General features: G+C 42.9%; 29 protein-coding genes, 1 tRNA gene and 1 riboswitch. Of the genes, 18 read left to right on the top strand and 12 right to left on the bottom strand.

What is annotated here, in order from left to right; genetic code table 11:
* The first annotated feature begins 27 nt into the window (after window positions 1-27).
* Both BUA78_RS12345 and BUA78_RS12340 read left to right on the top strand, forming a co-directional pair.
* Window positions 28-249, top strand: coding sequence for a hypothetical protein (locus BUA78_RS12345; protein ID WP_072914951.1), 222 nt, complete (start codon window positions 28-30; stop codon window positions 247-249).
* A gap of 33 nt (window positions 250-282) precedes the next feature.
* Entirely contained in the window at window positions 283-822 is a 540-nt protein-coding gene (locus tag BUA78_RS12340; RefSeq protein ID WP_072914948.1) for a DUF2325 domain-containing protein, read from the top strand.
* Window positions 823-889: 67 nt separating this feature from the next.
* Here BUA78_RS12340 and BUA78_RS12335 read toward each other — a convergent pair whose 3' ends face one another.
* Complete coding sequence (locus tag BUA78_RS12335) at window positions 890-2,086, bottom strand: DUF438 domain-containing protein (RefSeq protein WP_072914946.1); 1,197 nt, start codon at window positions 2,084-2,086, stop codon at window positions 890-892.
* 75 nt (window positions 2,087-2,161) lie between these two features.
* On the bottom strand, window positions 2,162-2,428 hold the full coding sequence (locus tag BUA78_RS19920; RefSeq protein WP_072914943.1) for a hypothetical protein: 267 nt from the start codon (window positions 2,426-2,428) through the stop codon (window positions 2,162-2,164).
* Between the two features lie 208 nt (window positions 2,429-2,636).
* Between BUA78_RS19920 and BUA78_RS12325 the strand changes: the two genes are divergently transcribed.
* Together BUA78_RS12325 and BUA78_RS12320 are read left to right on the top strand one after the other, a co-directional pair.
* Complete coding sequence (locus BUA78_RS12325; protein ID WP_072914940.1) at window positions 2,637-3,287, top strand: hypothetical protein; 651 nt, start codon at window positions 2,637-2,639, stop codon at window positions 3,285-3,287.
* 2 nt (window positions 3,288-3,289) lie between these two features.
* Entirely contained in the window at window positions 3,290-4,501 is a 1,212-nt protein-coding gene (locus BUA78_RS12320) for a radical SAM/SPASM domain-containing protein (RefSeq protein ID WP_072914938.1), read from the top strand.
* A 90-nt stretch (window positions 4,502-4,591) separates the two neighbouring features.
* Here BUA78_RS12320 and BUA78_RS12315 read toward each other — a convergent pair whose 3' ends face one another.
* Entirely contained in the window at window positions 4,592-5,590 is a 999-nt protein-coding gene (locus BUA78_RS12315) for an inorganic phosphate transporter (protein WP_072914935.1), read from the bottom strand.
* 14 nt (window positions 5,591-5,604) lie between these two features.
* Window positions 5,605-6,219: a DUF47 domain-containing protein gene (locus BUA78_RS12310; protein WP_072914933.1), complete on the bottom strand. Its 615-nt coding sequence runs from the start codon at window positions 6,217-6,219 to the stop codon at window positions 5,605-5,607.
* A 294-nt stretch (window positions 6,220-6,513) separates the two neighbouring features.
* Between BUA78_RS12310 and sigK the strand changes: the two genes are divergently transcribed.
* On the top strand, window positions 6,514-7,209 hold the full coding sequence (sigK, locus tag BUA78_RS12305) for an RNA polymerase sporulation sigma factor SigK (protein WP_072914931.1): 696 nt from the start codon (window positions 6,514-6,516) through the stop codon (window positions 7,207-7,209).
* Window positions 7,210-7,371: 162 nt separating this feature from the next.
* On the opposite strand, the gene BUA78_RS12300 is transcribed toward sigK, so the two are convergent.
* Genes BUA78_RS12300 through BUA78_RS12290 form a run of 3 tightly spaced genes read right to left on the bottom strand, consistent with a single transcriptional unit; the run spans window position 7,372 to window position 9,916 of the window.
* On the bottom strand, window positions 7,372-8,214 hold the full coding sequence (locus BUA78_RS12300) for a MetQ/NlpA family ABC transporter substrate-binding protein (RefSeq protein WP_072914928.1): 843 nt from the start codon (window positions 8,212-8,214) through the stop codon (window positions 7,372-7,374).
* A 12-nt stretch (window positions 8,215-8,226) separates the two neighbouring features.
* Complete coding sequence (locus BUA78_RS12295; RefSeq protein ID WP_072914925.1) at window positions 8,227-8,901, bottom strand: methionine ABC transporter permease; 675 nt, start codon at window positions 8,899-8,901, stop codon at window positions 8,227-8,229.
* Window positions 8,891-9,916, bottom strand: a complete 1,026-nt coding sequence (locus BUA78_RS12290) for a methionine ABC transporter ATP-binding protein (RefSeq protein WP_072914923.1) — start codon at window positions 9,914-9,916, stop codon at window positions 8,891-8,893. Before BUA78_RS12290 ends, BUA78_RS12295 begins: the two co-directional genes overlap by 11 nt.
* Before the next feature lie 79 nt (window positions 9,917-9,995).
* Window positions 9,996-10,106, bottom strand: a riboswitch (SAM riboswitch).
* A 213-nt stretch (window positions 10,107-10,319) separates the two neighbouring features.
* On the opposite strand from BUA78_RS12290, the gene BUA78_RS12285 reads away from it, so the two are divergent.
* Entirely contained in the window at window positions 10,320-11,426 is a 1,107-nt protein-coding gene (locus tag BUA78_RS12285) for an iron-containing alcohol dehydrogenase family protein (protein WP_072914921.1), read from the top strand.
* Window positions 11,427-11,677: 251 nt separating this feature from the next.
* Here the strand turns inward: BUA78_RS12285 and BUA78_RS20485 are convergent, their stop codons facing one another.
* Both BUA78_RS20485 and BUA78_RS12275 read right to left on the bottom strand, forming a co-directional pair.
* Window positions 11,678-11,833, bottom strand: a complete 156-nt coding sequence (locus BUA78_RS20485) for a hypothetical protein (RefSeq protein WP_207650505.1) — start codon at window positions 11,831-11,833, stop codon at window positions 11,678-11,680.
* A 469-nt stretch (window positions 11,834-12,302) separates the two neighbouring features.
* The gene (locus tag BUA78_RS12275; protein WP_072914916.1) at window positions 12,303-13,169 is read right to left on the bottom strand and encodes an AraC family transcriptional regulator; all 867 of its coding nucleotides are present in this window, start codon (window positions 13,167-13,169) and stop codon (window positions 12,303-12,305) included.
* Window positions 13,170-13,597: 428 nt separating this feature from the next.
* Between BUA78_RS12275 and BUA78_RS12270 the strand changes: the two genes are divergently transcribed.
* From BUA78_RS12270 to BUA78_RS12245, 6 genes are all read left to right on the top strand, one after another.
* Window positions 13,598-14,377, top strand: coding sequence for a hypothetical protein (locus tag BUA78_RS12270; protein ID WP_072914914.1), 780 nt, complete (start codon window positions 13,598-13,600; stop codon window positions 14,375-14,377).
* A gap of 4 nt (window positions 14,378-14,381) precedes the next feature.
* Entirely contained in the window at window positions 14,382-14,747 is a 366-nt protein-coding gene (locus tag BUA78_RS12265; RefSeq protein WP_072914912.1) for a GntR family transcriptional regulator, read from the top strand.
* 12 nt (window positions 14,748-14,759) lie between these two features.
* Window positions 14,760-15,464, top strand: coding sequence for an ABC transporter ATP-binding protein (locus BUA78_RS12260; RefSeq protein ID WP_072914909.1), 705 nt, complete (start codon window positions 14,760-14,762; stop codon window positions 15,462-15,464).
* 168 nt (window positions 15,465-15,632) lie between these two features.
* Complete coding sequence (locus BUA78_RS12255; RefSeq protein WP_072914906.1) at window positions 15,633-15,815, top strand: hypothetical protein; 183 nt, start codon at window positions 15,633-15,635, stop codon at window positions 15,813-15,815.
* 60 nt (window positions 15,816-15,875) lie between these two features.
* A tRNA-Met gene (locus tag BUA78_RS12250) sits at window positions 15,876-15,951 on the top strand.
* 423 nt (window positions 15,952-16,374) lie between these two features.
* Complete coding sequence (locus tag BUA78_RS12245; RefSeq protein ID WP_072914904.1) at window positions 16,375-16,677, top strand: zinc-ribbon domain containing protein; 303 nt, start codon at window positions 16,375-16,377, stop codon at window positions 16,675-16,677.
* A 172-nt stretch (window positions 16,678-16,849) separates the two neighbouring features.
* Here the strand turns inward: BUA78_RS12245 and trhA are convergent, their stop codons facing one another.
* Complete coding sequence (gene trhA, locus BUA78_RS12240; protein WP_072914901.1) at window positions 16,850-17,503, bottom strand: PAQR family membrane homeostasis protein TrhA; 654 nt, start codon at window positions 17,501-17,503, stop codon at window positions 16,850-16,852.
* Between the two features lie 170 nt (window positions 17,504-17,673).
* On the opposite strand from trhA, the gene BUA78_RS12235 reads away from it, so the two are divergent.
* From BUA78_RS12235 to BUA78_RS12220, 4 genes are all read left to right on the top strand, one after another.
* Window positions 17,674-18,732: a copper amine oxidase N-terminal domain-containing protein gene (locus BUA78_RS12235; protein ID WP_175549014.1), complete on the top strand. Its 1,059-nt coding sequence runs from the start codon at window positions 17,674-17,676 to the stop codon at window positions 18,730-18,732.
* A 306-nt stretch (window positions 18,733-19,038) separates the two neighbouring features.
* Window positions 19,039-19,842, top strand: coding sequence for a flagellar motor stator protein MotA (motA, locus tag BUA78_RS12230; protein ID WP_072914895.1), 804 nt, complete (start codon window positions 19,039-19,041; stop codon window positions 19,840-19,842).
* Window positions 19,814-20,527 carry a flagellar motor protein MotB gene (locus BUA78_RS12225; RefSeq protein ID WP_072914893.1) on the top strand — a complete coding sequence of 238 codons (714 nt, stop codon included), beginning with the start codon at window positions 19,814-19,816 and terminating at the stop codon, window positions 20,525-20,527. The genes motA and BUA78_RS12225 overlap by 29 nt, the downstream gene beginning before the upstream one ends.
* 363 nt (window positions 20,528-20,890) lie before the next feature.
* Window positions 20,891-21,766, top strand: coding sequence for a site-2 protease family protein (locus tag BUA78_RS12220; RefSeq protein WP_072914890.1), 876 nt, complete (start codon window positions 20,891-20,893; stop codon window positions 21,764-21,766).
* Between the two features lie 17 nt (window positions 21,767-21,783).
* On the opposite strand, the gene BUA78_RS12215 is transcribed toward BUA78_RS12220, so the two are convergent.
* Entirely contained in the window at window positions 21,784-22,281 is a 498-nt protein-coding gene (locus BUA78_RS12215; protein WP_072914888.1) for a hypothetical protein, read from the bottom strand.
* Window positions 22,282-22,635: 354 nt separating this feature from the next.
* Between BUA78_RS12215 and BUA78_RS12210 the strand changes: the two genes are divergently transcribed.
* Window positions 22,636-23,184 (top strand): hypothetical protein, encoded by a 549-nt coding sequence (locus tag BUA78_RS12210; protein ID WP_072914885.1) that lies wholly within the window; start codon window positions 22,636-22,638, stop codon window positions 23,182-23,184.
* Here BUA78_RS12210 and BUA78_RS12205 read toward each other — a convergent pair.
* Complete coding sequence (locus BUA78_RS12205; protein ID WP_238456817.1) at window positions 23,176-23,844, bottom strand: TVP38/TMEM64 family protein; 669 nt, start codon at window positions 23,842-23,844, stop codon at window positions 23,176-23,178. The two genes, BUA78_RS12210 and BUA78_RS12205, sit on opposite strands and share 9 nt — an antisense overlap.
* Window positions 23,845-23,955: 111 nt before the next feature.
* Here BUA78_RS12205 and BUA78_RS12200 point away from each other — a divergent pair, with 111 nt between their 5' ends.
* Window positions 23,956-25,752 carry a MutS family DNA mismatch repair protein gene (locus tag BUA78_RS12200; protein ID WP_072914882.1) on the top strand — a complete coding sequence of 599 codons (1,797 nt, stop codon included), beginning with the start codon at window positions 23,956-23,958 and terminating at the stop codon, window positions 25,750-25,752.
* Window positions 25,753-25,779 lie beyond the last annotated feature (27 nt).

The raw sequence follows: 25,779 nt of genomic DNA, 5'->3' as shown, positions 1-25,779 counted from the left end.
TCTAAAAAATACTGATGGGGGGTTGTTATGGTGGAAACTGTTACGGGAGTGATTTCTACCGTTATCCTGGCAGCCGGGATTGGTTTTCTTACCTTACGAGGATTTCAGCGGGAAGCAACCAACCTAAAGAATGGTGGTTGTTGCAGTTCGGGTAGTTGTTGTGGTTGTGATTGTGGTGGTCATTGTCATGACCAGCACGATCCTCAAGAGGACCCGAAGCAAAACCCCGGAGACAATAAAAAAACGTAAAAAACTTGGAGGGTCTCAGGGAGGGGGACAAGAGTGCAGGAAAGGCAGAATTTGCAACGGGAAAATGAAGAATTAAAGGTCCTAATTGAAGCCATTGAGGATGATCTAAAAGCCTATGAAGCTAAAAATAAAGACCTAGAAAATGAAAACCTAAACTTACTGGCGAGAATTGCAGAACTTCAGACCAGAGTAAGGGAACTTAAGACCCAATGCTACTGTCAACTTTATCAAGGGGAAACCCAAGGAACCGAAACCTGTGACCAAAGCTGTTGTAATTACGAACTTTGCAACAAAAAGATTCTAATTGTTGGAGGCATTAGCAAATTTAAATCCTTCTATAGAGATTTGATTGAAGAAAAGGGTGGTAAGTTTGATTATTTGGATGGTTACATGAAGGGTGGTGAAAGAGTTCTTGACATCAAAATAAGGAGGTGTGACCTGGTGCTTTGTCCGGTAGACTGTAACAGTCATAACGCCTGTTTAAGTGTCAAGAAGCTGTGCAAGAAGCACGGTAAGCCCTTTAAAATGTTAACCTCATCCAGTGTATCAGGGATTACGCAAGCCATTCGATAATGAATAATGTAGGTTTACAAAGAAACCCAGTTGCTAATTTTTGGCAACTGGGTTTCTTTGTAAACCATTACTCTTCGTAACTCAATAGCCGACGTTCACCTTGCAAGGCTCGGATGCCGGTGACATTTTGGCTTACCTCCATGGTACCTAGATAAGTGCCCTTTTCATCTCGCAGAGCAAAGTAACGGATATGAATAAAGGCACCGTTTAGTTCCAGCCAAAATTCTGCCGTACTGTGTTTACCGCTTTTAAAGTCCGCCAGAATTTTTTCCACTACGTGAACGCTATCCGGCGGGTGGCAGTTCTGAACTTTACGGCCAATAATGGACTTGGTACGGACAAAGATCCTTTCCCTACCCTGGGAGAAGTACCGTACGGTGTCCTCATGATCCACAAAGGTGATATCAATGGGTACATTGGTTAGGAGGGTGTTAATCTGCTTTAAGGTAAGGAACCCGGTATCCAGAGGAAGTTCGTTGGCACTTCCTGGATAAACTGGCTCTTTTGATTGGCTAGTCTTAGGCTGCCAGAAAGACCCATGGGCTTGAGAAAATACTACACCAAACTCTTCATCCTGTTGCTTGATCTCTGCCCACTCTTCCTCAGTGAGAGTTTCTAGGGACATGGGGGTTAAGATATTTATTTCCTTAAAGATCATCTCGCTGACTTTTTGCCGCAAAGCTTCATAATTATGCTTTAGATCAGACAGATTACCCGAGGTAAGTTCGTGAACCTTTGCGCTGACCCCTTTTACTAAATCACGAATTTCATCATCCACCGACCACATCACGGATGGGGGGCCAGTGATATTATGACGCTCTAAATAAGGAAATAAAATATTTTCTTTTTTGGCGTAGTGCTTGTCTAAGTGCTCCCGGAAAAAGGTCAGTCGTTCTTTAAACTTGTCTACCTGATTGCTTTCCAGGTAAGCGTCCAGTTCGTTAAGAACTTTTTCGATCTCATCATTTTCATGTTTCAGAGTGTACATGGGGTGGCCGGGGATAAGCTCCGGTTTTTTGTTTTGTTCCAGAGCATCCCGAAATACGGCGGCATGGACATCACACAGTTTGGTAATTTCCTCCGGCTTCATGCCTTCCCGGATAAGAGCTTGCTCCATTTCCGCAATTTCTGAGGCATCTACATCTTTAATTAATTTTTGAAATTCGGCTTTTACTTGATGTAGCTCCCTGCCTTGATGCAGATCTTTAATAATCTTCTTTAATATCTCTTGTTTGGCTTCTGCGCTACCGAGATACTCACTCATAGGGGCCCTCCTTACGATACAATTTCTACAGTAAGTGATGCCCAAATATAGAGAAATTATCCCATAACCTTACCTTTAACAGTTGCAACTGCAACATCCCGGACATTTGACGGTTTTACATAATTTACAAACCCCGTCCTGATCGGGCCGTCTACTTCTGCCACAGCAAGGGCAGACAGAGGTTTCGTTAGGCACAACTTCTTCTTGCTGAACGGAAGCCACCGAACCATTGTTAAAACGGATCGTTACCAGCCTGCTGCTAGGGCAGCCACCCAAGGCTCGACAAGGTTTTTGGGTACGCACATGAAAAAGTGATTGACCGATACATGGAAACTGATTCACCTAAAAAACACCTCCAATACAACATATGAAAGTTGCAGGATTACGTTTCTTTGCATGAGGACAGTTTATTTTCTGACTGTGCTATTGATCCTAGACTGTTGGGTTCCCCATTTGCAAAAGAGTCTTTTGGTATAGGTGTAGTCACCAAACCCCCCATTCCTACATAGTTTAATTAGGAAAGAATATCCACTTAAAGGAGTGAACACAAATGGCTGATGAGTTACTGGCCAGTGTGGGGAAGTACCTAACCATTGAGATGGTAAATGGGAAAAAAATCTCCGGCATATTACTGGAAGGTAATTTGCAATTTATCCGTTTGCAGGTAGACAAAAAGGTAGCTACTATACCTTATGCCGCTGTTATGGTAGTGTGGGATGGGGGGAGCAGTGAGAATCTGACCGAAGAGAATATGGATTATATTGCTAAACAGTTAAGGAGTGAAGTGGAGGAGCGAATCGTTTGCACCTCAATACCAGGCTTTAACTGTGCAAATCGGTATGTTTGTGTTCCTCCGGATGTTTGTACTAACATCTTTGCTTGTCCCGGTATTTATACCCCCTCTCAACCCCAGGGAGGCGGCTGTACTTTTGGCATTTTCCAACCTTGTACCTTTAATTTCCAGCAACCCTGTAACTTTAATTTCTCCAACCCCTGCAGCTTTAACTTCTTTCAACCCTGTGGTTTTCATTTTCATTTCCGGCCCTGTGGAGCTCAATTTTTCCAACCCTGTACCTTCCGATTCCAGCAACCTTGTGGTCGGCCCTTTGGCTGCAACGCCCCCGGCGGTTTTAGCTGCCCCGGTCAGGCCTTCATTGGCATTGCTCCGGGACCCTTTCAAACGCAAAATGAGAAGGAATAATTATGGAGAACAGATTAAATAATATCGTTCATTTTATCAGGGAGTATGCCGGGAGTTATCCCGGCTACTCTCCAGCAGATTTAACTGTCGCCTTAGAGCGAACTTTTGCACTGCCGCGGGAGCAGGCAAAAAAATTGGCCCAAATGCCAGAAGTGACTCGAGAGAAGATGGGTTTGGCAGCCATTGAGCTTAATGTTACCTTTAACTGTAACCTTACCTGTGAATACTGCTTTGTACACTGCAAGAGTCCCCAGGAGCGGATGCGTTTTGCTACGGCTCAAAAAGCTATTGACCTTTTAATGGACAAGGCAATTTTTCCCAATGTAGTGATTACACTCATCGGTGGTGAGCCACTACTGGAATTTGAACTTATTAAGCAAATAGTGCCTTACGCTTTGGCGCGAGCTAAAGAAAAAAAGCTGGAAATTACCTGGGCACTTACCACCAACGGCACACTGCTAAATGAAGAAATGGTGCAATATTTCTCCCAACATCAAATTAACGTGCTTCTGAGTATTGATGGAGGTCAGGAGACCCACGACCGCTATCGTCGAACTCGTAATGGGGAGGGAACCTGGCAAAAAATTGCTGATCGTATCCCTCTGCTAAAAACATATCAGACTTGGTTAGGAGCCAGAATGACGGTTAGTAAGGAAGCCATCACCACCATGCGGCAAGACTTTAACCAAATTGTTCAATTAGGTATTAACCAATTAATTATTGCCCCGGCCCAAGGGGCTGAACCCTGGGATTTGCTACAGGTTGAACAGTATGGTAAAAATATGGTAAAGATTTTAGAAGATTATCACAACTATCAGAGACAGGGGAAGCAATTGTTTATTGAAGAATTTGAAAAGGATGAAAGGGTGAAGTTTGGTTGGGGTTGCCGGGCGGGCAGTACTTCGCTGGCCGTTGCTCCGAATGGTGATGTTAGCCCCTGTTCTAAGCTGTTGGGCTTAACCAATGAAGCAGGTCGCTATATTGTGGGTAATGTTCACAGTGGGCTGGATGTAAAAAAGCTAGTACCCTTCCAAAATGCCATCAGCCGTCAGCCCGCTCACTGCAAGGAATGTTCCCGCCCTTGTGCCGGTGGCTGCTATGCAGTGAATTTTGAACAAACCGGCGACCATTTCACGCCACCGACAGAGAATTGCTTCTTTTGGGTAGTGGGTCAGGAAACCACAAGAATGTCCCGGTTTATGAAATTTTGCTAAGCCAAGAACAGATAAAGCCTAAGGACTCCCGGCATCCGGGAGTCCTTAGGCTTTATAGATGCAATATAATTTTAAAAATACATCGCAGTCTTAGAGAAATAAAAATTTTACAATTAAGAAAGTGAAACCTGCCAATACCATCGTGACGGGAAGAGTAATAACCCAAGCTGAAACCATCGTTATGGCAGTTCCCCATTGTACGGAGGAAAATCTCTTAGCAGAGCCAACACCCATGATGGCAGAACTGATAACGTGGGTGGTAGAAACCGGTAGTTGAATTAAGGTGGCACTAATAATAACTAGGGCTGAACTTAAATCTGCAGCAAAACCGCTGGCCGGCTCAAACTTAATAATTTTTGTGCCGATGGTTTTAATAATTCTCCAGCCCCCCACAGAGGTGCCCAGAGCCATGGCTACCGCCGCAGATACCTTTACCCAGGTTTGTATTTCCACAGAAGACTGATATCCTCCGGCTACCAGAGCAAAGGTAATAATACCCATTGTTTTCTGCGCATCGTTGGTACCGTGGCTGAAGGATTGAAAGGCTGCGGTGAGAATCTGCAGAGAACGAAACTTAGTATTTATCTTGTGCGGTGAAAAATTTGCGAATATCACCCGAATGATTGACATAATAATGTAACCAACGGTAAAAGCCAGTAAGGGTGATAAAATTAGGCTTTCAATGATGCTTAAAAAGCCTGCCAAGTTTACAGCACTGATGCCTGCTGCCGCAATAACCGCCCCGGCTAAAGAGCCAATCAGGGCGTGGGAAGAACTACTGGGAATACCGTAATACCAAGTAAATAAGTTCCATATAATAGCGGCGACAAGCGCAGTTGCCACCACATACACTCCATGTTCGATATTGGCAGGGTTGGCCACTTTGCCACCCACTGTTTTGGCTACCCCCGTAAAGACCAGAGCACCCAGCAGGTTCATCGAGGCTGCCAACATGATGGCATAGGCGGGTTTTAAGGCTTTGGTAGAAATGGCGGTTGCGATAGAGTTAGCGGTATCATGAAAACCGTTAATAAAGTCAAAGCTTAGAGCCAGTATAACGACAGCGATGATAATAATATGTTGATCCATGTTTCGCCTTCCTCTTAGGAATTTCGCATTACAATACTCTCCAGAATGTTAGCCACATCCTCGCAAGCATCGGTAATTTCCTCAAGCATTTCATAGATTTGCTTGTATTTTACAAATTGAATTGCATCGGTACAGGAAGAAACCAATTCCCGTAAACTATTGTTAAACAAATGATCTGCTTCGTTTTCCAGACCATTAATTCTTACGGTATGAGGGCGAATATCCAGAAGCTTCTTTTTTACCAGTTTTTCAATACTTTTTTCAATTTCCTGACAACTTTCGTAAATGATTTCAGAGTTTCTTTTAATAAATATGTTGATGTCTTTAATTTCATATATATCCATGCGAATAAAGGTTGCTTCAATACCGTCCAAAACATCATCCAGCTTCACGGCAAGATTCATAATATCTTCCCGATCCAGTGGGGTAATAAAGGTTTTGTTTAAGGCTTTAATAATGGTATGAGTGTAGCGGTCGCCGGCTTTTTCGTAATCTTGAATATTGGTAAGGCCAATCTTGTCTGCACTGGGGTTGTGTAGCTCTTCTCTGAAATCCTCAGCGGTTTTTGTTAAGTTTTGAGCGATAGCAGTAAAGGTTTCAAAGAATATATCTGACTTTTTAAAAAACATATAGCCCCTCCATTTAAATGAATTGCCCGTCCATCAAAGAGTATATCATAGTCATCGCACTTTTGATTAAAAAATGTTAGATGCTGTTGAAAATTAACATTGTCTTAACATTTATTAGCTTGCCCCAAATCATTAACCATATATTACATATAACGAGAGTTGCTAAAGATAGGAACATTTATTGGCGGAGCCCCATAGCATAAAGTAGAACCTATTTTTTATTTTGGATACAAGGGCATAACCTTAGGTCACGGGCAAGTAAATAAGCCAAGTTTTTCTAAGGAGGGATTTTATTTGTCACCTGCACTTTTAACACTTTTGGCCCTTTCCATTATCAATGGGATTATTCTGTTGGTTTCTTATATTTCCTCTGGTAATTTGCCTGACCCACTTTCCCCGCAGGAAGAAAGAGAACTGCTTTTAAAATTGACCAAGGGAGATCCGTTGGCCAAAACCATACTAATTGAAAGGAATTTGCGTTTGGTAGCTAAGATTGCCAACAAGCTACAAGATGCCAGGGTGGATAAGCAAGATTTATTTCAAAATGGGGTTGTGGGTTTAATTAAAGCAGTGGACACCTTCGATGTAAACAAAGCCAGCAAATTTTCCACCTATGCCGGTGTCTGTATTCAAAACGAAATATTAATGGTTTTACGTAAACAAAAAAACGAGCGATGCAATGTCTCTATATCCGAACCACTGGATTACGATAAAGATGGCACGCCTCTGGAATTACAAGATACACTTATGACAAACGATATACCGGTAGAAGAACAGGTAGAAACCTATCTGCAACTGGAAAAACTGGAAACAGCTTTGGAAAAGTTAACCCCCCGGGAGCAAATAGTCATTCGCTTACGCTATGGTCTGGACGGCGAACAGGAGTTAACCCAACGGGAAGTGGGAAAAAGGCTGGATATTTCTCGTTCTTTCATTTCTCGCATTGAAAGCAGTTCAATCAATAAGTTGTATAAGGAGTTGAGTAATTAGCCGTCTGGGTTGGTTTTAGCTTTTGTTTTTAACATATTGCAGACAATAATATTTATTCGTACATTTTGTTAAAAACAACCAGTAAAGGTAACAACCCTAAGAGACTAAGGCCTATGTTCAAGCAAAAAGGCTGCCAGCACGGCAGCCTTCCTAATGTAGATCTTAGAACAACGGCACCACAGAACCCTTGTAGGTTTCTTCGATAAACTTTTTCACTTCAGGAGTTTTTAAAGCTTCGGTCAGCTTCTTGATTTCTTCGCGGTTTTCATCGCCCTTACGGATAGCCAGAATGTTACCATAGGTATCAGCAGCTTCGGAAGTAGCATCTTCAGCCAGCAGAGCATCGCTAGGAGCAAATTTGGCTTGGGTCGCGTAGTTACCGTTAATTACTGCACCAGCTAAATCGTCCACAGAACGGGGCAGTTGGGCGGCTTCCAGTTCAATCACGTCTACTTTCTTCTCTACAATGTCCCTAACCGTAGCCTTGATACCCACACCCTCTTTAAGCTTTAACAAACCGGCTTTTTCCAGCACAACCAGAGCACGTCCACCGTTGGTGGGGTCGTTGGGGATACCAACTTTGTCGCCTGCTTTAAAGTCAGCTACCGCTTTCAGTTTTTTGGAGTAGAGGCCCATAGGCTCAAAGTGGATTTTGGCGGTGTAGCTTAAATCCAAGCCCTTGTCCGCATTAAACTGCTCTAAGTAAGGTAAATGTTGAAAGTAGTTAGCATCTAGTTGCTTATCGTTTAAGGCCAAGTTGGGTTGTACATAGTCGTTAAATTCCATAATTTCTAATTGAATACCTTCTTTTTCCAGGATGGGTTTAGCCACCTTAAGGATATCACCATGGGGCACGGGGCTGGCACCAACCTTGATTACTTTAGGTTTGTTAGTATCTTGGGCAGCGCCTTGCTTAGCGGGCTCCTCTTTTTTGCCACCACAACCGGTGATGACCAGGGAGAGGGTTAATAAAGCAGCGAATAGTAAGACCAGTTTCTTTTTCACGTTCCATTCCTCCTAATTTTTATTAAATTTTGCGGCAAATAGATTGCCAAGGGACTGTATAACTTGCACAATAACTACCAGTATGATGACAGTGGTCACCATTACCACGTAGTCAAAGCGCATATGGCCGTAACGCACCGCCAGGTCTCCCAGGCCACCACCTCCGATGACGCCAGCCATCGTCGAGTAGCCGATGATTGTAATGGTTGTAATGGTGGTACCCAAGATAATGCTGGGCATCGCCTCGGGCAACAGCACCTTGCGAATAATCTGCCAAGTGCTGGCCCCCATAGCCAGGGAGGCTTCCACCACACCCCAGTTCACTTCCTTTAAAGAAGTTTCCACTAATCTGGCCACAAAGGGAGCTGCGGCAATGGTTAAGGGAACGATGGTGGCAGTGGTTCCGATGGTGGTGCCCACCACCAGACGGGTAAAGGGACCCAAAGCCAGCATTAAAATAAGGAAAGGAAAAGAGCGCAAAACATTAACAATAGAACCAAGGATTTGGTTAAGTTTCAGGCTTTCCTTAATATGACCTTTATCGGTAACAACCAAAATGACCCCCAGAGGAATTCCCAGCAGGGAAGCAAACAACACCGAAACTACCGTCATGTATAGGGTCTCCCAAGTGGCTTTGATCAGTTCCGGTGAAAGGGTGGCTAAATGGGTGAACACATCATTCGGCACTTCGTAACACCTCAATTCTTAAACCCTGTTTTCGCAGGTACGCGACAGCTTTGTCACAGTTCGCTTTAGCCCCGATACATTCAATTATCAGCATACCAAAGGGAGTATCCTGGATTTGATCGATGTTGCCGTAGAGAATGTTAACGTCCACATCAAAGTGCTTTACCAGGGAGGAGACGACCGGCTCGGCAGTATTGTCGCCAATAAAGGAAAGTCGGATAATTTGCCCCTGCCCCTTTTCCAGTAATCTTTCACGAATTTTATCCGGCACATCGGTATTAATAATAGTCTGTACAAAGCGGCGGGTGGTGGAGTGCTTGGGCTGGGTAAATACATCGATGACCAGACCCTCTTCAATAATTTTGCCACCTTCTATCACTGCCACTGAATCGCAGATTTCCGAGATAACCTTCATTTCGTGGGTAATCATTAAAATGGTAAGGTCCAGTTTACGATTGATATCTTTTAACAACTCCAAAATAGAGCTGGTAGTAGCTGGGTCCAGGGCGGAAGTAGCTTCATCGCACAGCAACACAATGGGGTCATTAGCCAGTGCCCGGGCGATGCCCACCCGTTGTTTTTGTCCACCGGATAATTGAGAGGGATAAGACTGGGCTTTATCCGCTAATCCCACCAGTTCCAGCAAGTTGGTGACCTTTTTGTTAATTTCCGCTTTAGCAACACCGCTAATTTCTAGGGGGAAGGCTACGTTTTCAAACACGGTACGAGAAGACAATAGATTAAAATGCTGAAAAATCATGCCTATTTTTTGTCGCATGGTACGTAGTTGACTTTCATAAAGGGTGGTCATTTCTTGACCATTTACTATAATGCTGCCTTCAGTGGGTCTTTCCAGCATATTAACACAGCGAATCAGGGTGCTTTTACCTGCCCCACTAAAACCAATAATACCATAAATTTCCCCTTTACGGACTCGTAGGCTGACACTATCTAAGGCCACTACCTCACCGGCAGCACCCCGATAAATTTTAGTTAAATCTCTGATTTGAATCAACAGCTATCCGCCTTTCTACCCAATAAATAAGGCCTCTTCTGTTTAGAACAGAAGAGGCCATAAGGTTACTTACGTCCCCTCCTTATCTTTCAGAAGATTTATCTTCTGCAGGATTTAGCACCTTTCCTAATAATGATAAGAAGGTTGCCGGGCGTCGTAGGGCCAGTCCCTCAGCCGCTCTGGATAAGAAGTAATATACATATTTATTTAACATGTCTGATTTTATGATAAGTATCTCACTTTGTCAATCTCTTTTTTAGCATTATCGGTCCTTCGGCGGCTAAAAACTTGGCGTACCCTAACGGGCATTTAACTTTTTTTGTATATCTGTCTTTTATCCTGTAGATGTATTTTTTTGTGGTAATATAAAAATATATTCCTGTTGTAAATGGAGGTATATAACATGCAATTTACTTTTCGTATGACAACTAGATTATTTTTGGGCGAACACTGTGTAGATAAACATAGCAGCGAATTGGCAGCCCTAGGTAAGAGAGCCTTACTTGTTACCGGGGGAAGATCCTCTAAACAAAACGGTTCTTTAGCTGATATGATGGCAGCTTTAACGAAAGAAGGTATTTCCTATGAAATATTTGATCAAGTAGAGCAAAACCCCAGTCTCAATACCGTTTATCAAGGCAGTAAGCAAGCTAGGGAGATGAAAGCTGATTTTATCATTGGGATTGGTGGTGGCAGCCCCTTAGACGCTGCTAAGGCAGTGGCCATTCTGGCGGTAAATGACATTAGCCAACAAGAACTTATGGCCAAAAATTGGTCTAAAGATCCCTTACCGGTGGTGGCTGTTCCCACCACTGCTGGTGCCGGCAGCGAGGTTACTCCCTATGCCATTCTTACCGTGGACTGGGCAGAAACAAAATTGTCCATTGCCGGGGAAAACCTGTTCCCGGTGGTGTCTTATCTGGATGGCCGCTATATGATGGACCTCCCTTGGGACGTTACCGCCAACACAGCGGTAGATGCCCTTTCCCACAGCATTGAAGGCTATATTAGTAAACGCGCCTCGGTGATGACTGACTTACTGGCACTGGAAAGTATTGGCATCTTGGGCAGGATTCTAAGAACCATCGACCCACAAAATATTACCCTTAGAGAACGAGAAGAACTTCTTTATGCCTCTATGCTGGCGGGCATGGTGGTTGCACAAACAGCTACCGGTGTAGTGCATGGTTTGGGTTACCAATTAACTTACTTTAAAGGTTTGCCGCATGGTTTAGCCAACGGCGTGATTTTGAAGTCTGCCCTGAAATTCATGGCCCAGGCAGCACCGGATCGGGTACAAAAAGTGGTTGAGAAGATGGGCTGTTGCGACCTGCAGGAGTTAGGGGAATTATGTAAGAGGGTATTACCCCCAGTGCAACTAAAACTTACAGCAGAAGAACAAGCTAAGTATGTGTCCAAAACGATGCAGAGCAAAAACGTGGATAATTGTTTCAAACGTCCCAGTGAAGAGGACTTGCGGCGGATTTTAGTAGAGAGTGAATTAATATAGATTAGAAATAGAAGGAACCTGCCATAAAGCAGGTTCCTTCTTAGTGTATATTGTAAATAGTATTTTACTTGTCACGGAATAGGAGATATTACAAGCGAAAAATTGCTGGGGATTATTTGCGTGAGGGGTGTGCTGGCGGAACAGCTGGATCGGGTTATTTCCTAGGTAATTACTGAGGAAGAACTAAATTACACAATTTTATTTCCAAGGTTTTAAGTAAAATAAAGAGTTAGTGACTCGGAAACGTAAGCTTAAAGACCTCCAGGGTTTTTCGCAAAAATGCGGCGTTTTCCCGCCGTGGGAATGAACAGGGTTTTTCTTGTCTTGTTTTTGTGTTTTCTTAATAAATTGCTTGGAAAGGCTTGCTGGTGGATTACTTGGCTGGCTATTGCTACTGCTGTTTTCACTGCCTACCAATCGTCCCCCTCTGCCTTTGCGCCTTTCATCCTTTATTTCTTGGGCTGCTTTCATATTTGGGCAGTTACTGTATTTTCCAGAGATGCAAAATTTATTTTTCCAGGAATCTGGAATGGTCACTGTATTGGATGAAAAACCTGCACTGCGTAAGGCATTACAACCATAAGTGCCACTGGCATAGGGACATGTCATCATTAGGTGCCTGGTTTACTACTCCACCATATTTGGGGGAAGAACGACCAGTTCCCTCCTTTTCATCAAAATAGCTGTTATTTTATGTAGAATACGGAAAAATAAACTAATATAACTTGATTTTACATGGTTAAACTAGTTAATTCAACATGAAAAATAACTGACACCGCCTAAAGCGTGTTGACATAACAAAACAATAAAACGGCGAGGATTTTTCCTCACCGTTTAACGCCTTCTGTTGCGAAAGCAGATTATACGCAAACAAATTCATTTTTTCTTCCGAACTGGTGTCCAAACTTCGCTGTAAGCGTAATCCTTTTTATGCTCATCCATTTTTGAAAAGGAAAAAGCGGGCATGTTAATGACCTCATAATCGGAAGTGGGCAGCCATTCGGAATAGACTCGTGCCATGGTATTTTGTAGAGTGAAGGGAAAGGGCCCCTCATTCGGAAAAACTGCCCAAACGCAGGCTTCTACCGGAACTTTCACCAAGCGGTCGCTTACATCCTCTTTTGTGGTCAGCACGCCAATCAGATGGGTCAGCTCACCTTCTTCTTTTAAAAAGCCGGCGTCTGCTTCATAAGAGGCGTTGATGATTTGATGAGGCTCCATGTTTTGCAGCGCGTGCATTTCTTCTCTTTGTTCTTTTGTAATGCTCATTGCAAGATCTACAATCGCATTGTTGACACCCTCAAATTGCATGGGAACTCGCTTGCTTACACCAACTAGATAAAACGCCGGTTTTTCTTCGATTCTACATTCCATCGTATTTCCCCCTTTGATTGTGATGACAAAGGAAAGTTTGGGGAAGGGCTTGCTGATTCTTTTTTTGACTACATCCGAGGGTAAAAAGCAGCTCCATTTTTTGAATGCTCGGGTAAAGCCATCCATTGAACAGTAGCCATATTTATAAGCAATGTCCGTGACTTTTTCCCCCATCAGCAAATCTTTATTGGCTTCCGACAACCTCCTGTTTTTTATATACTCACTCAATGTCATTCCCGCAAGATAAAAGAATACCGTCCTAAAGTGATAATCTGAGATTCCGACATATTTAGATATTTTTTCTAGATACAGTTCGTCAGTCAAATGTTCTTCGATATACTCAATGGCGCGGTTAAGTTCCTGTAGCATAGCCTTCCCTCCCTTCGCTTCTACATCATATCAAAGCTGTTTTGGCCATACTCGACTTTTGCATGTAAAAAACATCGAATCCCCATAGAGGCAAACTATCTTAATTGTGAGCTTTTTTCATTTAATGCATACTATCATATCATGATTAAACAACAAAAACCTTTTGAGACCGCATCTGGAAAAGAGCATAGGGTTGGGAACCTCCCAACTGAAAGTTTTACGGATATGTGGATACACTTCCTATGCTTGCTGTTCCGTTTCTTTAAGAATAAGCACCGATACTTGTTATCCATGTCACCGCCCTTTATGAGGGTGGGTTTGCGCTACAATGAGCAGGTTTTTAGCAGGCAACTTGACAGTCCTATAAAATTAGTGTACTATTTAACTATTACACAAGTACATCAATACAAAGGAAGGGATTAATCAAAATGAATTCGTGGTTGAATCTAATTAAAAAAGAATACAGGATGAGCAGAAAATCTATCTTAACCATACTAGTTATGATGTTAATTGTCGGGCTATGGTTAATGTATAGTAACCGTCAGCATATGGGGATTATTTTTGCTCCTGCTTCTTTACTGGTATTCTTTGCCCTGGTTTACCCAGCTATTTTTATGTTTAGCAGTGTTTCCAAGGAACTAAAGAACACGTCTCATCTCTGGCTCCATTGCCCTCAGCCGGCCTGGATGTTGTTGACCGCCAAGTTACTTATGGCAGTTATTTATATGCTTTTATTTTTGCTGCTGGCTGCAAGTGGTGTGTATATTGGATTATTTCTCGGTCAGTGGCCGCATGGTGCTAGCATGACCACGGAACAAATGGCTTTAATTATTACGGAGTTAGGGTTGTATGCCAGCCTCGCCATTACGGTAGCAGCCCTTTATCTCGCATCCTGGAGTACCCTTATAGTGGTGGTTAGTGCCACTGTCCGCAACTGGTTAGGGCGTTTTCACCGGCTGGCTAGTTTGGCAGTTTTTCTTGTGGCTACCTGGGGAATGGGATGGGTGTATAACAGTTGGCTATTTACCCGGGTCACCCAGTGGGGAAGTTTTGAAATAAAGCCACTATCGCTAAGGTATCTTAGCCTTGCCAGCCAAGACTTCGGGGGGCCGGTAATATATACCGGTCAGATTGTTGCCATTATTTTAGCGATTGTAGCTATATTTGCGCTGGCCACCTGGCTCATTGACAACAAAGTAGAGGTGTAGCAAAGTGGTGCAATCCTTTCACAATAATCAGCCCATTTATTTGCAAATTGTCCAGCGCCTCTGCCGGCAAGTTCTCCGTGGGGAGCTAGGTGCTGGGGATAAATTGCCTTCGGTACGGGATTTAGCGGTGCAAATGGGGGTTAATCCTAATACCGTGCAGCGGGTCTATACCGAACTAGAGCGATTGGAAGTGGCCGAAACCCGTCGGGGGTTGGGTACCTTTATCACGGAACAGGAAAACAGGTTACAAAGGCTGAGGGAAGAACTTATGGAACAACAAATTAAAAATTTTATTCATGATATGCGGGAAATGGGCTTTGACGCCGAGGAGATTGTAGATGGTGTTCAGAAAGCCTTAAAGAACTCATAGAGAGGTGTCAAAATGTCAGAACATATTATTGAGTTTCAAAATGTTTTCAAGAAATACCCTGGGCAAATTGCCCTTAAGGATATCAGCTTTACCTTACCTCGTCATAAAATTATTGGTTTAGTGGGTCCTAACGGCAGTGGAAAATCCACTTTGTTAAAACTAACGGCAGGCTTGCTTCACCCCAGTAATGGTTCTGTTCGGGTGAATGGCCAAGAAGTGAACCGACGTATTGCTGCAGAGGTGGCATATCTTTCAGAATTAGACGTGCTATATCCCTTTTACACAGTGGATGAAACTATAAAATTCTATGCTGGTATGTTTGTTGACTTTGATGAGGTTAAGGCAAAGGAAATGCTTAGTTTTATGCAGCTAGATCAAACTAAAAAGGTAAAAGATTTATCCAAAGGGAACCGTGGGAGACTAAAAATCATTTTGGTATTGGCGCGTCGAGTGCCATTGGTATTGATGGATGAGCCCCTTTCTGGTTTGGACCCGCTGGTTCGGGATTCAATTATCAAATCTCTTATTTCTTACCTGGATTTGTCAGAGCAAACAGTTATCATTACGACCCACGAAGTTACGGAAATGGAGCCGATTTTGGATATGGTGGTGGCAGTTCAAAATGGCAATATACAAGGAATCGCTGAGGTAGACGAAATCCGCAGTAAGTATGGCAAGAGTTTGGTAGAATGGATGAAAGAAACTTTGGTTTCCTAGATATTTCAGTAAGGAAAAAGGGGCCTGCCAGCGCAAGCCCTTTTTCCTTACATTTCGGGTATAGGTAGTTACTGACCGACCCTAGATAATATTCTTTACTTAGATTTATGGTAACCTTTGGTTGAGGGGGTGCATAGGTTAAGGTAGAATAAGGGAGGAAGTGATTCTATGCTACCGCCGGATATCGAAGCTGCTGAGTTAGAGGGAATTCTTCCATTAATGACCTTGGATGACCTGGAGGAAATGCTTCAAAAAATATATGATCAACTCAGAGTGGAAAAGAGCGGCCCTAAACTAATGAGGTTGCTAACCAATCGGGATATTGTGGAGAAAGCCATGGAGAAATTTTAGAGTACTTTTGAAAAAATGTTTGACAAATATCATAATATAATGGTATACTCTAATAGTTGTCGCGGGATAGAGCAGTTGGTAGCTCGTCGGGCTCATAACCCGAAGGTCGAGGGTTCAAGTCCCTCTCCCGCAACCAAGATCACAACTCTGCCAAAGGGCAGGGTTTTTTTATTTTATATCTATATATTGTGAATTAGTCAACAAACCCCCGGCTTTATGATAAGATTGGCTAGGAGCAGCCTTTTAGTGGAACAGGAAAGGTAATATCTTATCCCTTATCCCAAATAAAGACAAAAAAATGTTCTGGTTGCAAAACCATAATGATTCTATGAATGTCAGGGATTATCTATAATAAGTTAGTTTTTTTAGAATTCAATAGTTCTTAAAATTAAGTAACTGTGTTTTTAGGCTTGTATATTGAATCATCTTGAGTTATAATACGTGTAAGCTCGCATAAAGTTGGATATACGGTAAAAACCTCTCTGTTATCACGGTTGGGGGAATTCAAACTGTAGTCCCCTTAGCACGGGCCACCAAAACCAGAGGAGGTTTTTTAATTATGTATCAAGACAAGACTTTAAATTGCAAAGATTGTGGTGCAGATTTCCAGTTTACTGCTTCCGAGCAGGAATTCTACGCTGAAAAAGGTTTTACCAACGAACCTGGACGTTGCCCCGAGTGCCGTGCAGCTCGTAAAGCTCAAAACAGAGGTGGTCGTGGCGGCGGTTACGATCGTCAGGAACGTCAAATGTATCCTGCTACTTGCTCTGCATGTGGTAGAGAAACCCAAGTTCCTTTTCAGCCTCGTGGCGATAAGCCCATCTACTGCAGAGACTGCTTTAGACCCCGTAACAACTGGTAAAAAATCAAAACACTCCACTTCGGTGGAGTGTTTTTTTGTCGGCACTTTCAGAAAGTATAACAAAAACTAAGGCTTCCGCCTGCGTCAAGGACTTGGCGCAGGCGGAAGCCTTAGTTTTTCTAAGTAGATTACGAAAGTTTAAGTTTATATTTTTCTGGCTGCCTAAGGGCAACTAAATATACATGATATACTTCATCATCAGCCAGAAATGACTAAAGCTGCCAGCTAGCACAAAGAGGTGGAAAACTTCATGAAAGCCAAACCAACCGGGAATAAGGTTGGGGGGCCACTTGGTGCCGTAAAAAATTGCCCCGATGGTATAAAATACCCCGCCTAAAACCATCCAGACCACACCCCCGGTGGCCAAAGATTGGGTTAGTGGCCAGAAGGCAATAACGATTAGCCAGCCCATCACGATATAGAGTAGAGTGGAAAACCAACGGGGAGCCTCCAGCCAAAAGATTTTTAAGAACACGCCAATGATGGCTAACAGCCAGACTCCCACCAGCAGGGAATAACCCCAACCACCACGCAGGGGAATTAAACATACTGGTGTATAAGTACCAGCAATTAATATGAAAATCATCATATGGTCGATGCGTCGTAAAAGCAATACCCCTTTGGGGGATAAGGGCAGCAAATGATATAGGGCACTGGCTGTGTAAAGTAAAAAAAGACTGGCACCGAAAATGGAAAAGGAAATCACATGCCAGGTTTTGCCGTGGGAGACAGCGTGGTAAATTAATAATACCAAACCCAGGATGGATAAAAGAGCACCAGCTAAATGACTCAAGCCACTAAAGGGATCTCTTAATTTACGTAACATCAGACCACTCCTTCACAGGGAATTTCGGTTAAGAAAGGATTTAGCCATTTTATACCACTTTCCTGCATCATTATCAAGTCATTGGTAGGGTTATTTAAAAGAGGAAAATAATGTTTGCTGGCGAATTCTCTATGGGTGCCCTGTTTAATACTTACTTGGGAGGTTTTTTTGTGAGGCCATTTGCCAGACTGTTCCTGATGTTTTTATGTTTACTTATCGTACCACCCTTAGCTTATGCGGATTCGCCCGTAACATCAACTCCTTTTTCAAACGCTTATCTTGACCAGCCAATTGTGGAGGAGGCCAAAAATTTCGGTCAAATGACAAAGGAAATTGCCGAGTATCTTAAAGACTCTGGCAACCCTTTGGCTATTAAAGCAGCGGTTATTAACGCCCTCTATAACCAACAGGTATGGTCTGAGAGAAATCAGGCGGATATCTATGCCAAGTATATCTATAATAAATCTGTTCAAGAACTGGATATGAACACACTTAGCGGTGAAGAGCTATATTGCCTAGGGTATTTAACATTGTTAGATCAGTATAGGGCTCCCCAAAAGGCCATTCCTTACCTGGAGGCAGCTTTAAACAAAAAGCCTACTAGTTTTACTGCATCGATTACACTGGCCATTGCCAGGGGCCAGGAGTCGTGGCAGGATATTTGGCCTTTAACAGCCGCAGTAATGGAGGACCTAACCCTTAACCAGGACATGAAACCAGAGGCGGTAGAAATCATATTTAGTTATCTAAGTCTTTATCAAGATGCCTCTGAACAATCTGAATACCTGGAACAATCGGCCAAATCCACACAAACCTTTGGCCAAGCTAACGATATGAAAAATATTATTGATATTATCACGGGAGAAGAGACAGCAGTTACTGTATATTGCAATGGTTTGAAAATCAATTATGATGTACCGCCGGTTTTAGACAATTCTACGAACAGGACGATGGTACCTTTCCGTAAAACCTTTGAGGCCCTGGGAGCCCTGGTATGGTTTGATGCAAGCAGCAATTCGGTATATGGCAGAAAAGGCCAAATCTTACTCCGATTACCCGTTGGTGAGAACAAGGCCTTTATCAATGGGCAGCAAGTAGCTTTAGATGCACCGAGCAAAATCACGAAAAAACGAACTTTGGTACCCCTGCGTTTTGTCAGTCAGGCCTTGGGATATCAGGTTACCCCCCGGTTGGACGGTGAGGTATTGAATGTTTATATTAGTAATTAAAGGGATTAACAACAGGTGATACCACAATTTAAAAATAGTATAGGCTAGGGAGCCAGGATAGGATTTCTATTCCGGCTCTTATTTCTTGATTTTAGGATTGAAAAAATGAGGCATTTATTGTCATTATCTGATAAAATAGACAAGGGTTTATAACCTATCAGAAATGGGAGGGTTGATATCCACCCGAAGAGATGTTTACTACGTTTTATTGGTTTGTGAAGAAATAAACACCAAAACATAACAGAATTCTGTTACTCTAATAGATAAGGTCTTTGGTAGTAATATATATTGAGGTGAAGGTAAAAAATGGAGAAATCGACCCTTATTGGTCTGGTGCTTGGTTTTTCGGCCGTTGGTGTAGGTATGGTATTAAAAGGGGCCAGCCTTGTTGCTCTTTGGAACCCCGCTGCCCTTATGATTATTTTTGTTGGTACGACGGCCGCTGTTTTTAATGCCTTTCCAATGGAGGAACTGAAAAGAATTCCCAAACTTTTTAAGATAATCTTCCAAGGGCCCAAAATTACACCCAAAAAGGAGATTGTTCATACTTTTGTGGCGTTGGCTACCACTGCTCGCCGGGAAGGCTTGCTGTCTTTGGAAAGTCAGTTAGAAAGTATTGAAGATCCCTTTATTAGAAACGGCATGCAATTGGTGATTGACGGTGGAGACTCGGAATATGTGAGGTCCCTGCTGGAGGAGGAAATTTATGCCACCGAAGAACGACATCGTTCCGGGGCGCTCATTTTCAGTCAGGCTGGCACGTATGCTCCGACTCTGGGGGTTTTGGGGGCGGTTATAGGTCTTATTGCAGCTTTAGGTAATTTATCTGATATTGAAAAATTAGGCCACTCCATTGCAGCAGCCTTTGTGGCCACGCTGTTGGGCATCTTCTCCGGTTATGTTTTGTGGCACCCCATTGCTAACAAACTAAAGCGTATCTCCAGCAGAGAAATTGAAATTAAGCAGATGATTATGGAAGGGGTTTTGGCCATTCAAGCCGGTAATTCCCCTCTCGCCATTGAACAAATGCTGTTAGTCTACCTGCCTGTGTCCGAACGGAGATCTGAGAGGGAGGAAAAGAATGTCCAAGAAGCGCAGGGAGCAGCATGAGGAACATATGGATGAAAGCTGGCTGGTTCCTTACGCTGATATATTGACTCTTTTACTGGCCTTGTTTATTGTGTTATTTGCTTCCAGTACCATTGATAGCCAGAAGTTTAATGCCGTGAAAGAGTCCTTGAATGCGGCATTAAACAGCGGGGCTGGTATTATGGATTCCAAGTCTATGTCTGACCAGTTAATTGATAAGTCTCAAATGAGCAAAGATACCATTGTAGAACTACAGCAATTAAAAAAGCAAATGGACAACTATATTCAAGAAAACCATATGAATGCCGAAATTGAAACCCAAATAACTAACAATGCCTTGACACTAACCATTCGAGATCGAGCACTGTTTGATTCTGGCAGTGCCGTAGTAAAGCCGCAATCTCGGAGTCTGATTGAAGCAATGGGAGATATTCTACAGCAATATCCCAAATATGAAGTTTTAGTGTCCGGCCATACGGATAACCAACCCATTAATAATAGAGAGTTTGAATCTAACTGGGATCTCAGTTCCAAGCGGGCTATCAACTGTATGAAAATCCTCTTAGAAAACCCAGCGTTAGATCCCCGAAGACTAGTGGCCGTGGGTTATGGAGAATATCGGCCCATTGCTGACAATGCCACCGCGGAGGGGCGAGCTAAAAACCGTCGAGTGGAAGTGACCATTAAAGAAAAGGTGATGGAGTAATTTATATAAGAGCTAATCTGGTGGATCATAGGGATAGTAGTAGTTTAAATTAATTGGCCGCAGCCCCTTTTAGGAGACTGCGGTTTTTTGCACTTTCAGAAATCTAATTGACATACTGGTAAGCATAAGATAGTCGCTTAGCTATGATCTTTAGGTTAGCCCTATAGGGGCATAATTAAAGGTCATAACCTTATAGGTCACAGGCAGGAAAACAAGCTACGTTTTTTAACAATCGTTGGTTTTGGCAGAAACGCTTCTTTGATACGATTCCTACTATGGGGATTTTAGGGTCTTCCTTTTGTCACAGGGGATGTTATATCATATACCTAGTAAAAAGATGTTTGGGAGAGTTTAAGGGAACATATGGCAAATAATGAACAGAAGAATCTATGTGAACAAGATGCTTATGTTGAAGAGCAGCCACTGGGAGAGAAGCCCAAGGAAAAAAGTATTCTCTCAAAGCTGGGCGTGATTGGCGCGGTCCTGGCGTTCTTTTTAAAATTTAGTAAGCTGACGGTCCTGGGAAAGCTTCTTTTAACAGGGCTAAAGGCATCCAAGTTTGGCGGAACCATCATCAGTATGTTTTTAACAGTGGTGATTTATGCGCAATTTTACGGCTGGTTATTTGCCCTTGGTTTTGTTTTGGTACTCTTTGTCCATGAGATGGGGCACTATATAACCAGTAAAAGGATTGGACTGGATGTTACAGCCCCTATGTTTATCCCCTTCTTGGGTGCGTTTATTGGAATGAAGGAAATGCCGAAGAGTGTGAGGGAGGAATCTATCACAGCCATTGGTGGGCCTGCGGCGGGAGCGTTGGCAACGATGGGGTGTCTGGCGTTATATCTTTTACTGGATTCGCCCTATTGGGCAGGGCTAGCTTATGTGAGTGCTTTTCTCAATTTGTTTAACTTGCTGCCCTTTGGTCCGTTAGATGGTGGCCGGATCACCAAAGCGTTATCACCACTGTTCTGGATAGTAGGTTTGGTGTTAACCATTATTCTTATCTGGAAATTACGAGCCTATATACTATTATTAGTATTATTCTATGGTGTTATGGAGATCGTTCAGATGTTTAAAAATAAGCAACAAACTGCTCAATACCTGGAGGTTGAGCCGGGGTTTCGTTTGGTGATAGGGATTTCTTATTTGTTGTTATTAGCGGCCTTAGCAGGCCTAATGATGTATTCTTTAGGTGTTTCCGAGGAGTTTACGCGATCGCTAAAAAGCGCGGGCTAATAAGTCAGGCAACACTGTTAAGGGAGAGGTACCTTTGAGAGAATTGTTTTCTCTAGTAGGGTTCCTATTGTAGCCCCTGCCAGACCGTAACCAAGACTTGTAAGCAGGAGAGTATGGTAAAGTGGCCAAATGAGGCCAAACTGCATACCTATGGTCAGGCCAATAAAGCACCCAGTAAGCTTAGGAGTAACCGGTTCTTGGATTTCTTTCAGTAGAGCATTTTTTTCTATCGCCCGATTGTAGGCGTGCCACATGGAAAAGGCATACATACCGGGATAAAATAAAGCCCAGCTCATATTCAAATGAAGGTCAGCCCCTTTATAATAAAAAGGATTGAAGGCTTGAGTGATGGCATTATTGATATTGGCAAAAAAATTGAGACCTAATTCAATAATAAAGAAAGCTGAGGCCAGCCAATAATCCTTATTATAGAGATGGCCAAAGCCGGGCATCATTGCGGACCAGAGCAAGGCAACATAGGGGGAGTATTTTATCCTAACCATAGATTGATTCACGAAGATACCTCCAAAAAACAACATTGTTTTATTGCATATTACCCATTAATTCTTTGTAGGTTTTTATATTTTCTGCACTTCCAAGTATTCTATCCAAGCATTCTATCCAAGCACTTCTGGAAAAATTCTGGAGGAACGCTGTACAATTGTCATTAATTAACTATAATAAAACTAAAGGCCTAACTTGTTGGGGGGGTTATCCTAGCTTGAAGGGTTTGGACAATGCGTTTGGTTTTCCTGAAGTCGAGGGTTGCTGCCTGAGAGTGAGGGTGCCGTTATGATGTGTTTACCCGTCCATGCCCTTCCGGCAGGACGGGTTTTTAGTTTTCAATAATAAAAAGGAGGTTGCTAGAGATGGATTTTAAAGAGGCTCTCTTAGAACGAACCCGCGAGGCGAGAAAGCAAATCGAAGCATACGAAAAGTCCTTAGATGTACCGAGAAGACAATATCGACACCAATTTGCGCTTGTCATGCAAACCAAAAACCTGATCAACCAAATTTTTAATACTGTGGTACAGTATTTTCCCAATGCAGAAACTGAATTAACCCATTCTGTTGATGAAAAAACAGGTGAGATATGTCCTTTAATGTGGACGTCTAGTTGCTGTATTTTGAACTTTGCGTCAAATACTACCTATCGATTTCCGGTTCCTACGCGTTTTGCCATAAAAATATTAGTAGCCAACAATCTTTTGAACGTAAACCTTGTTTCTGGTTACAGCATGGGGCATGAAGCCATTAAAAAAGATGCTAAATCCTATCATACGGTATTAAAACAATTGCAATATAATGGGAATTCTTATTATAACGGTCCTTACAATGAAGAGGAAATAAAATCAGCTACAGAACGGGAAATCCTGAGGCTGCTGGATACTTATCAGGAAAAAGTGAAATTATTTTAGATTTTCTTTTATTCGAGAATATTCCTTTTTCACACCCCAGTATAGTAACAAGGCTACCAAAATGCTGATGCCGAGGTTGAGATAATTCTGGCCAATCTTTAGTAAATTATAACTAAAGGAAGTTTCCAGGATTAAGGCGGGGAATTTACCAATGGCTGTAGCGATAGTAAAACTCAGCAGCGGGATACCTGCCAAGGCAGCTAGCAAATTGATAACGCCAGAGGGGACAAAGGGGGCCAGACGAATCACTGCCAAGAAGTAGATTTGTTTTTTAGTCGGCAATCTACCGATATTTTTGAATAATTTCCATTGCTCCGTAGGAATTTTGACAAGAGATGTGATTCCCCAGCGATAAAGTATAAAAGTGATGACAGCCCCCAGCAGTTCCCCGGCGTAGGAAACCAAAAAGCCACCATATAGGCCAAAGACCAACGTATTAGCCATGGTTAGAAAAATAGAGGGCAGTACGCCTAAGACGCTAATCAAAGTATTTAAGAATAAGCTAACCAGAATCGCCGCCGGACCGTAACTGGCAATAGTGTTGGCGATTTCATTGATATCCCGAGAACGTACTAACTCTAACAGGGTATAGGTGTCTCCCGTTAGTAGCAAGATGGTGAGCACTATCAATAAAGGAATTGTGTAGATGAATTTTTTCAAAGGGAACCTCCTACCGTTAGTATTATTGAAGGTAAGCATTGATTATCTATTTTTGGGGGAAACTCTGGTTTGTGGTAAAATAAACCACAGAAGAGTTTTAGGAGTGGTACAATGACCGAGTCCCTACCCATAGAGGAAATTTATCAAAAGAACAAAACGAATTACCAAACAGCCTTAACAGGAGCCCAAAAAACAGATGGTACGTTGGTTTTTTACCGCAGTATGGTAGCCTTACTGGCACTTGGTTTGTTCCTATATGGAACCTTCCAGAAATTGTACGGACTTTATTTTTTGCTTGTACCCATTGTACTTTTATTTATGATACTGGTAAACAAACACCAAAAAGTTCGCAAACAAATTGTGTTTTTAGAAAATCTGATTCGTATTAACCAACGGGCGTTACTTCGGTTAGCCGGCCAGTGGACTGATTTTCCCCAAACCGGAGAACGTTTCATGGCTCCAGAGCATCCCTATACAGGAGACCTTACTATTTTTGGTCAGGGATCCTTGTTTCAGTATATCAATGCTACTAATTTGATGACTGGTGAACAAGCGTTGGCCAAGTTGCTCAGTGAGGAAAGCAGTTATCAAGACATTGGTGCCCGACAAAGTGCCCTGCGGGAACTGGCTCCCCAGTTGGACTGGCGACAGAAGTTTCAGGCCATCGGGATGGGGAGTCGGTATAAAGACGGGGAACTGGAAAAACTATGGCTTTGGGCCCGCGAGAAACCTCACTTCCTCCAGAACAAAGCTAATTATCTGATCCTGTTGCCTGTTGTTACCTGGCTATCAGTTATCCTAATGGCCTTTCGCCTGGTGCCTACCTATGTGCCTCTTGGTTTATTTATCCTGCAGGTACTACTGGTCACTGCAGGACAAGCGTTCATTGCCAAAGTCTTTCAGGATACTGAGAAGGCAGCAGTAGAATTAACACGCTTGTCACAGTTGTTGTCTCATATTGAAGGGCAGAAATTCCAAGCACCGCTGTTGGTGACACTGCAGCGGAAACTTTTAAAGAATAAACATTCTGCAGCCCAGCAGGTCAAAGCTCTCTCCAAAATTGCCGAATTAATTAACCTGCGCTATTCTGTATTGTACCATTTTTTTAATGCCTTGTTTTTTTGTGATCTTTATACTATTAGAACCTTGGAACAGTGGAAATCCCAATACGGCACGTCCCTGGAGCAGTGGTTTCGAGTTATCGGCCATTTCGAAGCACTTGCCAGCTTAGCTGTGTTGGCTCATGACCATCCTCGCTGGGTATTTCCTGAGGTGAAGAACGAAGAGCCGTTCTTTTCGGCGGTTAACCTGGGACACCCACTTATTCATCGATCTGTCAGGGTGTGCAATGAGGTTTCTCTACGGCAATCGGGTACCGTTCATATTATCACTGGCTCCAATATGTCCGGTAAGAGCACGCTGTTGCGTACGGTGGGCATCAACCTGGTATTGGCCTACGCCGGGGCACCAGTCTGTGCCAATGAACTACGCTGTTCCCAGATGAGTATTTATACCAGCATGCGGGTGCAAGACAGCCTGGAGGAAAGCGTCTCCTCCTTTTATGCGGAACTAAAGCGAATTAAGTTGGTCATAGAGGCAGCTCGTAGGGAAAAGCCCCTTATTTTTCTACTGGATGAGATATTTAAAGGAACCAACTCCCGGGATCGTATTGCCGGAGCCAGAACGGTGATTAAAAATTTAGCTCAGCAGAACGTCATTGGTTTTGTCACAACCCATGACCTGGAGTTGGGTGCGCTGGAAAAGGAATGTCCAACCCAAATTAGAAATTATCACTTTACCGATGAGATTATTGATCAAACTATTACTTTTGATTATCGCTTAAAAGAAGGGGTATCAAAAACCACCAATGCCCTGGCTTTAATGAAAATGGTGGGCATAGATGTGTAGTGCTAACGACTCGTTTCTACTGGAAGC

Origin of the sequence: Desulforamulus aeronauticus DSM 10349 (assembly GCF_900142375.1) — a bacterium.
GTDB lineage: Bacteria > Bacillota > Desulfotomaculia > Desulfotomaculales > Desulfotomaculaceae > Desulfotomaculum > Desulfotomaculum aeronauticum.
The sequence above is the reverse complement of the archived record's forward strand: the minus strand, read 5'-3'. Positions and strand labels throughout refer to the sequence as shown.

Excerpts from the sequence above, each read along its gene's own strand:
- BUA78_RS12345 (WP_072914951.1), top strand. The coding sequence starts at position 28 with ATGGTGGAAACTGTTACGGGAGTGATTTCTACCGTTATCCTGGCAGCC.
- BUA78_RS12335 (WP_072914946.1), bottom strand. The coding sequence starts at position 2,086 with ATGAGTGAGTATCTCGGTAGCGCAGAAGCCAAACAAGAGATATTAAAG.
- BUA78_RS12325 (WP_072914940.1), top strand. The coding sequence starts at position 2,637 with ATGGCTGATGAGTTACTGGCCAGTGTGGGGAAGTACCTAACCATTGAG.
- BUA78_RS12320 (WP_072914938.1), top strand. The coding sequence starts at position 3,290 with ATGGAGAACAGATTAAATAATATCGTTCATTTTATCAGGGAGTATGCC.
- BUA78_RS12315 (WP_072914935.1), bottom strand. The coding sequence starts at position 5,590 with ATGGATCAACATATTATTATCATCGCTGTCGTTATACTGGCTCTAAGC.
- BUA78_RS12310 (WP_072914933.1), bottom strand. The coding sequence starts at position 6,219 with ATGTTTTTTAAAAAGTCAGATATATTCTTTGAAACCTTTACTGCTATC.
- BUA78_RS12285 (WP_072914921.1), top strand. The coding sequence starts at position 10,320 with ATGCAATTTACTTTTCGTATGACAACTAGATTATTTTTGGGCGAACAC.
- BUA78_RS12275 (WP_072914916.1), bottom strand. The coding sequence starts at position 13,169 with ATGCTACAGGAACTTAACCGCGCCATTGAGTATATCGAAGAACATTTG.
- BUA78_RS12270 (WP_072914914.1), top strand. The coding sequence starts at position 13,598 with ATGAATTCGTGGTTGAATCTAATTAAAAAAGAATACAGGATGAGCAGA.
- BUA78_RS12260 (WP_072914909.1), top strand. The coding sequence starts at position 14,760 with ATGTCAGAACATATTATTGAGTTTCAAAATGTTTTCAAGAAATACCCT.
- BUA78_RS12255 (WP_072914906.1), top strand. The coding sequence starts at position 15,633 with ATGCTACCGCCGGATATCGAAGCTGCTGAGTTAGAGGGAATTCTTCCA.
- BUA78_RS12245 (WP_072914904.1), top strand. The coding sequence starts at position 16,375 with ATGTATCAAGACAAGACTTTAAATTGCAAAGATTGTGGTGCAGATTTC.
- trhA (WP_072914901.1), bottom strand. The coding sequence starts at position 17,503 with ATGTTACGTAAATTAAGAGATCCCTTTAGTGGCTTGAGTCATTTAGCT.
- motA (WP_072914895.1), top strand. The coding sequence starts at position 19,039 with ATGGAGAAATCGACCCTTATTGGTCTGGTGCTTGGTTTTTCGGCCGTT.
- BUA78_RS12225 (WP_072914893.1), top strand. The coding sequence starts at position 19,814 with ATGTCCAAGAAGCGCAGGGAGCAGCATGAGGAACATATGGATGAAAGC.
- BUA78_RS12220 (WP_072914890.1), top strand. The coding sequence starts at position 20,891 with ATGGCAAATAATGAACAGAAGAATCTATGTGAACAAGATGCTTATGTT.
- BUA78_RS12210 (WP_072914885.1), top strand. The coding sequence starts at position 22,636 with ATGGATTTTAAAGAGGCTCTCTTAGAACGAACCCGCGAGGCGAGAAAG.
- BUA78_RS12200 (WP_072914882.1), top strand. The coding sequence starts at position 23,956 with ATGACCGAGTCCCTACCCATAGAGGAAATTTATCAAAAGAACAAAACG.